Genomic DNA, 6708 nt, shown 5'->3' with positions numbered 1-6708 from the left:
GGGGCGGACTCTCCCAAGGAGTCCGCCCCACCGCTGTCGCGTCATTCGGTCCCCGCCACTCACTCCGGGGTGACCGTTGAGAACGAGGAATTCTTCCCGGCCATGAGGACGAAGCCGTCGCACGTTTCAGCTCAGACGCTGTTGATGCAACGCTTGGTCTCGCGGACCAATAGGCTGTGGCGCCGTGAGACCTAAGCGCCCTTGTGCGCGAATTCTGCATGGCTTTGATCTGATCCTGAGTCGGGGCGAACGCTGTGTGTGGTCCCTTCCGGGTTTTGGCTAGTGGCACCAACAGTCGGGCGAAGGGATGGGCCCAGTCCAGCAACTGGGTCTGGACTGGCCGCCACGCTGAGGCCCACGTGCCGGGAAAAGAGGCTTCAGCCCTAGCGGGTGGCCTAGTTGGCAGCCGTGGGACTGGCGCGGTGACGGGTCCGGCGGGTCAGAGGAAGCGCCGGATGGGGACGACAGACGCTTCCCTGGCGCGCTGGAGGGCCGAACGGCGCTTCCAGCGTCCGGGCCTGATGAGCTCGCTGCGTTCGAGGATCCTCAGTGAAATGACCATCGAGCGGGACCAGCATGTTGCTTTCGGTCGCCGTCACTCCTATGAGTCTCCCCAGCCGACGTCTGGCGCGCCGGGCCCGCTCATCAAGGACGGCATGGATGTCCTCCTCTCCCGCGGTGCCAGAGGAAGACGGCATGACGGCGTTGCTCGTTTCGGTGGGGCCTGCGGGAGCGCTCTGAGTGTGTGTCATGGATGCACCTTCCTGGGCGATGAGCGGGAAAACAAAGTTGAAGGGCCTGATTCAGGGATCTCATACCCCCCTGGGGGCAGAAGGCGGGCATGACAACGGGATCAGCTACGGGACGCGGACGCAGACAGGCTCGGCGCGCGGCGAACAGCACAGCAGTTTCGGGCGCAGCCCGTGCGGGCTTCGCGGCACGTGGAGTCATCTACGCACTCATTGGCGTGCTCTCGCTCAGGATCGCCTTCTCGGACGGAGGCGGTGAGCAAGCAGACCGGGGTGGCGCCATCGCCGAGATCGCTGAGAAGCCCTTCGGCACCGTCCTGCTGTGGCTGCTCGGCACAGCGCTGGTGGGGATGGCTCTATGGCGGCTGACGGAAGCGGCCTTCGGGCAAGCGGGGCCCGACGGCAAGAAGGCGAGCAAGAGGGCGATGGCCGCAGGCCGCTGCGTCTTCTACGGATTCGTCGCCTACTCCGTGCTGTCGTACGCGGCCGGGGAGAGGGGAAGTGGTAGCGGGAGCTCGGACAAGGACTCCCAGGACATCACGGCGAAGGTCCTGAACTGGCCGGGCGGGCAGTGGATCGTCGGGATCGCGGGTGCAGCGGTGGCCGGTGCTGGTGTGTGGATCGCTGTCAGGGCGTTCATGCGCAAGTTCCAGAAGCACCTGAAGGTATCTGATATGTCGCAGAAGACCCGCAAGGTGGTCAACTTTCTGGGAATGTTCGGCGGTGCCTGCCGGGGCGCTGTCTTCGCTGTTGCGGGCGGCTTCGCCGTCGCGGCAGCCCTTAAGCACAAGCCAGGCAAGGCCAAGGGGATGGATGACACTCTGCGCTCCTTCGCCGACACCCCCGCGGGCCCCTGGTTGCTCGTGCTCATCGCGCTCGGCCTCGCGGCCTTCGGTGTCTTCTCCTGGGCCAACGCCCGCTGGCGCAAGGTCTGACACAGTCGACACCGTGCCGTGCGACGCAGGTGCGGCTACGGACACGTTGCGGCCGTACTCGGCCCGCGCGTGCCGGATGGTCGCCGCCTCCAGCCGGTCGCAGGCCGTCCCGCCGACCGGGAAAGGAGCCCGCCGCAGCGACATCCACCAAGCCGGCCTCGCGCAATGCCCTCGGCAGTGTCTGGGCGTAGCGCAGGTCGGCGCCGCGGCGCGTCAGCAGCTCCCGGACCGCGTCGCGCGGCTGGTTGGCCCGCCGCTGCGCCGGGCCGCTGTCGTCCAGGCATGCCAGTGGCTGCAGAGCGGTATCGGCGTTCTCGACCAGCAGCCAGCAGCCAGCAGCCAGCAGCCAGCAGCCAGCAGCCGGGCCGCAGTGCCGCAGTGCCGCCGCCAGCGTGGCCAACGCCCGTGCCCGGTCGGGTACATGGACCAGCACGAGCCGGGCGTGCACCAGATCGAACGTCCCCGGCTCCGGGGGCGGATCAGCGGCGACGTCGTGCCGGCGCACCTCGTACCCGTCGCCTGCCTTCATCTACGACGGGCCGATGTCCGTGGCCAGCACGTGCCCGGCCGGACCCACGGCCGCGGCGAGCGCCTGCGGGATACTTGTGCCACCGGCACCCACTTCCCAGCAGCGCCAGCCGGTCCTGATCTTCAGTCGATCGAAGCGCCCGCGCGTCACACCGTCGAACAGCTCGGCCAGCCAAACGAATCGCTCGCCCGCCTCGGCGCACGCGTTGTCCAGCAGGTAACCGCGGGCGGAAGCGGACTCTCCACAGAGCGCGGCAGTCCCGCCTCTCGGATCCGGTCGGCCATTGACGTGCGGCGGGCGGGGCGAAGAGGTCAGGACTACATGGTCGATCTTCCCAGGCCGTCAGCGCCACGACGACAGGAGAGGGATGGCTCACACAGCCAGCGAACCCCACACGTCCTACAGCACAGTTCTGCACCACGACGCCCCGGAAAGGGGACAGTATTCGGTCCCCACGGCCAGCGCACCAGGTGCGCGACAGCGTGCTGACCGGCCTGTCGGCCACAGCGGGTTCGACCTCGTGCCGGGAGCCTCCGATCACGACGTGAAGTCGGGGCCAGCGGATCCAGCAGATGCACGTCCCCGTTCGTGACGGGTGGTCCTCTTCTCCAGTTCGGGATCCGGGGCTGAGGCCACACACCGACACTGCCTCACTCCCAGGGCTTCCCACCCGACAGAAAGTCGTGAACCGGACACCATCCGACTATGCCGAAGCCCTGACCCCCAGGGAGGATGCTCCCATCGTGGCGGGCGGTGCGGAAATCAGGGGCGCTTGGCCCGCAGCAACGCGGGAATCCTCTCGCGGAGACGCTTCGGCGCAGGTTGCTTCCTGGTCATATTCTTGATCTTTGTCATGGCGCTTGTTTTGATGCCCGCCGTGCGGCGAGCATCCCTTGTACGCCAGGCCCACACCCAGTGGTTCCGGCTCTTCTTGACGGCGGCGTCCCGAGCTGGTTCGACGGCCGATCCGGTGCGCGGGCGCCACCAGTGGACGCGGCGCGGATGCAACGCTCGGCCGAGCCTGCGGCCAAGGACGAGATACCCGAGGAAAGCGCCCGCCGCGTTGAGGATCACATCGTCGATGTCGAATGCCCGGCCGGCGACCAGCAGTCCTTGAGCGATCTCTACGGTGAGCATCACGAACGCCGTCATGAGCACCACTCGGACGAAGCCCCGTGTGCGTGGGAAAAGCACCGGCAACAGGAATCCGAACGGCACTCCCAGAACGACGTTTCCTCCCACCTGCTTGATCGTGTCTCGCCAATCAGGCTGGTTGAAGTACAGCCGAATCGAGCTGCCGGGGTGCAGGTTGGTGTGGGTCAACGGTACTGACGCAGGTGAGGGGACGAGTGTGACCTTCGCCAGCGCGACGGCGAATGCCACCATGCAGACGAAACCAACCGCCATGACAAAGGCGCGTACCAGACTCCAGCCCCATGAGTGCCGCCGTAGACGAGTTTTGGGTTCCATGCGGCGCCAACTACCCGGACGCTGGCGCCGCATACGTCGCACGGCCTGATGTGTGCGCTGTTCTCGTGCGCCTCAACCTGTTTTCCGGGGGCATCGGTTTCCTCTTACCGGCGCCGACAGCCCCGAAGCATGGCGCCGACATCAACTTCAGCCTTCCTGACGGCGCCTGGCGGACGAGCGACCGGTGGTCGATCAGCGACGTGATGGCACACGCTCACGAGGTCGAGGACCTCGGCTACCCATCGCTGTTCTACGGCGAAGCCGGAGGCAGAAGCCCTCCATTCATTTGTCGGCACCCGTCGAGTACCGACGCCGACAGACGTGCCGTCCAGCAGACGCCGGCACCGAGACCTCGTCAGGCATGGACCGCGTCCGTGGCACAAGTGGCACGGGCCGCGTGGGCCTCAAAAGAATCGTCTGTCCGAGTGGGACAGTGGCATGGCGATACGACCGCGATGGAGGTCGTCGGAGACTCGGACAAGATTCCCGATGTGCAGGCCGAGGCCATCCGTGCGGCCTCGTGGTCCGCCGAGCGCTCTCGCGGCTCCACGTGGTCACCCGCCGAGCCGCACGCCATGTGCGTCGAGGAACGCCGCGAGTTCGGTCGCCGTCGGGCCGGTTGCCGGCCCGCGCCGGGTGACCGCGAGAGCGGCCGCCGCGTTCGCGCCCCGGGCCGCCTCGTCAGCGGGGACTCCGCGGCCAAGGAGTGCCAGGAACGCGCCGACGTGCGCGTCCCCGGCCCCGTTGCTGTCCACCGCGTCCACCGGGAACCCGGGGACGTGCACCGCATCACCGCCGCCCGGCGCGGCCAGCCAGCAGCCGTCCTTGTCGGCCCGCACCAGCACACCGGCCCCGGCCCGCAGACGCCCGCGCAGCACCTCGGCCGCCGCGCGCGGATCGGCCAGCGAGGTCATCAGCTCGGCCTCCCGCGCATTGCAGCTCAGCCAGTCGGTGCGGGCGAGCACCGGATCGAGCACCTCGGCCGGGATGTCCGCCACCAGCGGCGCCGGGTCGAAGCAGACCCGTACGTCGTCCGCGAGGCCCGTCACCACCCCGGCCAGGAGCGGCCCGTTGACCTCCATCACCAGGCCGTAGCCGGAGACCTGCAGGAGGTCACCGCCGCGCACGGACCCGGCGATCGTCCGCGCCTCCTCGGGCGTCATCCGTGCGTCGACCCCGAAACTCGTCACGAACGTGCGCTCGCCGCCGCCGTCGACCAGCGCCACACAGAATCCGGTGTCACCGTCCGTGCGCGCCCTGAGTACCGTGCCGATGTCCTCGGCCGCGAGCGATGAGCGTACGAGGTCGCCGTACGGACCGCTGCCGTGCAGTCCCGCGTACACGGCCTCGGCGCCGAGTCGGCGCGCGGCGGTCAGGGTGTTGAAGCCGCCGCCCGCGTACAACTCCGTACGCGTACCGATGACATCGCCACCGCGCTCCGGCAGGGCAGGCACCTCGACGACCAGATCGGCGATGACGTTTCCGGCGAGGACGACACGGGAGCGGGCGGTCATCGAGTGACCTCCTCAAGGGTGGTGGAGTCGGCGGCAGCGCAGTCAGCGACAGGGGTGGTGAGCGTCACCGGCGAGCGGCGTCCGAGCAGCGCGTACAGTGCGCCGCCCACGACGATGGCGACGAACCAGCCGAGCCCGTTCACCCCGGGCCACGAGTTGGCGAGCGGCCCCTTGAACCACACGTCGTCCGCGCTCGTCGCGGCCGTCGTGAACAGCAGCCCGGCAGCGATGGCCACCAGCCAGGCGGTGACGGCGGGCAGATGGAAGCCGCCGCGGTACCAGTACCGGCTGCCCCGACTCGTGTTCATCAGCGCAGACGGGTCGTACTCCCGTCCGCGCAGCATGTCGACGGCGATCACCCCGATCCACGCCGAGATCGGCACGGCGAGCAGCGTGAGGAACGTACTGAACGGACCGTAGAAGTCATCGGCGATCAGCATGAAGTAGATGCCGCCGAGGAACATCAGCACGATGTCGATGCAGACCGCCCAGGCGCGCGGCACCCGCAGACCGAGCGTGATCATCGTCAGGCCTGCCGAGTACGTGGACAGGTGATTGGACATCAGCAGCCCGCCGAACGCCGCGATCAGATACGGCACCGCCATCCACGACGGCAGCATCGCGTTGATCGCGGCAACCGGATCGGCGGAGGTGGCGAGAGACGGGTCGCCGGCCGTGAGGAGCGAGCCCAGCGAGATCAGCAGCACGAGCGGGATGCCGGCGCCGAAGGCCGAGGCGCGCACGAGGCGCCCGCCGGGGATCGACCGCGGCAGGTAACGGGCGTAGTCCGCACCGGCGTTGGCCCAGCCGATGCCGGTGCCCGAGGCGATGAAACCGATACCCGCGACGACCGCGCTGGCCCGGCCGGCCGGTGCGTCGAGCACCTTCTGCCAGTCGACGGTGGCGACGAGGAAGCCCATGACGATGAGGTTCAGGACGCCGAAGGCCACCGTCGCCCACTTGTTGATCCACATGATCGTGGCATGCCCGAGCCCGCTGATCAGCAGCGTGCAGAGGATGAAGACCAGCAGACAGGCCAGGGTGAGGACGGTGCCCTTGCCCACCCCGAACAGGGTGTTGAGGAGAGCGAGGAGGGCGTAGGCCGCGGTGGTCGTCGTGATCGTCTCCCAGCCGACCCGGCTCAGCCACGTCACCAGCGTGGGGCCGTGGTTGCCGCGCTGCCCGAATACCGCCCGCGACAGCGTCAGGGCCGGGGCCCCGCCCTTCTTGCCGGCCAGGCTGAGCGCGCCCACCAGGGCGAACGATCCGACCGAGCCGACGACCGCGACGAGCGCGGCCTGCCAGATGTTCAGGCCGCGGAAGGCGACGAGCGTCGCGCCGAGCGGCAGCCCGAGGATCGATATGTTCGCGGCGAACCACGTCCAGAACATCTGGCCTGCGTGGCCGTGCCGCTCGGTGTCGGGGACCGGCTCGATCCCTCGGGTCTCCACAGTGCCGACGCGGTCGTTCTTCGTTGAAGCGGCCATCGCGGAACCTCCTTGCTGGGCTGT

Annotated in this window: 4 protein-coding genes and 1 pseudogene; 1 reads left to right on the top strand and 4 read right to left on the bottom strand. The window is 68.5% G+C overall.

From position 1 onward, the window contains the following. Positions 1-439: 439 nt before the first annotated feature. Positions 440-566: pseudogene (locus ACFC96_RS45555) on the bottom strand (cardiolipin synthase B); the annotation flags it as partial. Positions 567-841: 275 nt separating this feature from the next. On the opposite strand from ACFC96_RS45555, the gene ACFC96_RS45550 reads away from it, so the two are divergent. Then, positions 842-1684 (top strand): DUF1206 domain-containing protein, encoded by an 843-nt coding sequence (locus ACFC96_RS45550; protein WP_376618618.1) that lies wholly within the window; start codon positions 842-844, stop codon positions 1682-1684. A gap of 1291 nt (positions 1685-2975) precedes the next feature. On the opposite strand, the gene ACFC96_RS45545 is transcribed toward ACFC96_RS45550, so the two are convergent. The 3 genes from ACFC96_RS45545 to ACFC96_RS45535 form a co-directional block, all read right to left on the bottom strand. Next, entirely contained in the window at positions 2976-3620 is a 645-nt protein-coding gene (locus ACFC96_RS45545) for a VanZ family protein (protein ID WP_376618616.1), read from the bottom strand. 617 nt (positions 3621-4237) lie between these two features. Beyond that, positions 4238-5197, bottom strand: a complete 960-nt coding sequence (locus ACFC96_RS45540; RefSeq protein WP_376618615.1) for a PfkB family carbohydrate kinase — start codon at positions 5195-5197, stop codon at positions 4238-4240. Beyond that, positions 5194-6684, bottom strand: a complete 1491-nt coding sequence (locus ACFC96_RS45535; protein ID WP_376618613.1) for a purine-cytosine permease family protein — start codon at positions 6682-6684, stop codon at positions 5194-5196. Before ACFC96_RS45535 ends, ACFC96_RS45540 begins: the two co-directional genes overlap by 4 nt. Between the last annotated feature and the right edge of the window lie 24 nt (positions 6685-6708).

The sequence above is a fragment of the Streptomyces sp. NPDC055955 genome (genome assembly GCF_042270245.1).
Classification (GTDB): Bacteria; Actinomycetota; Actinomycetes; order Streptomycetales; family Streptomycetaceae; genus Streptomyces.
Note: the sequence above shows the minus strand (reverse complement) of the source record. Positions and strands in the feature narration are given on the sequence as shown.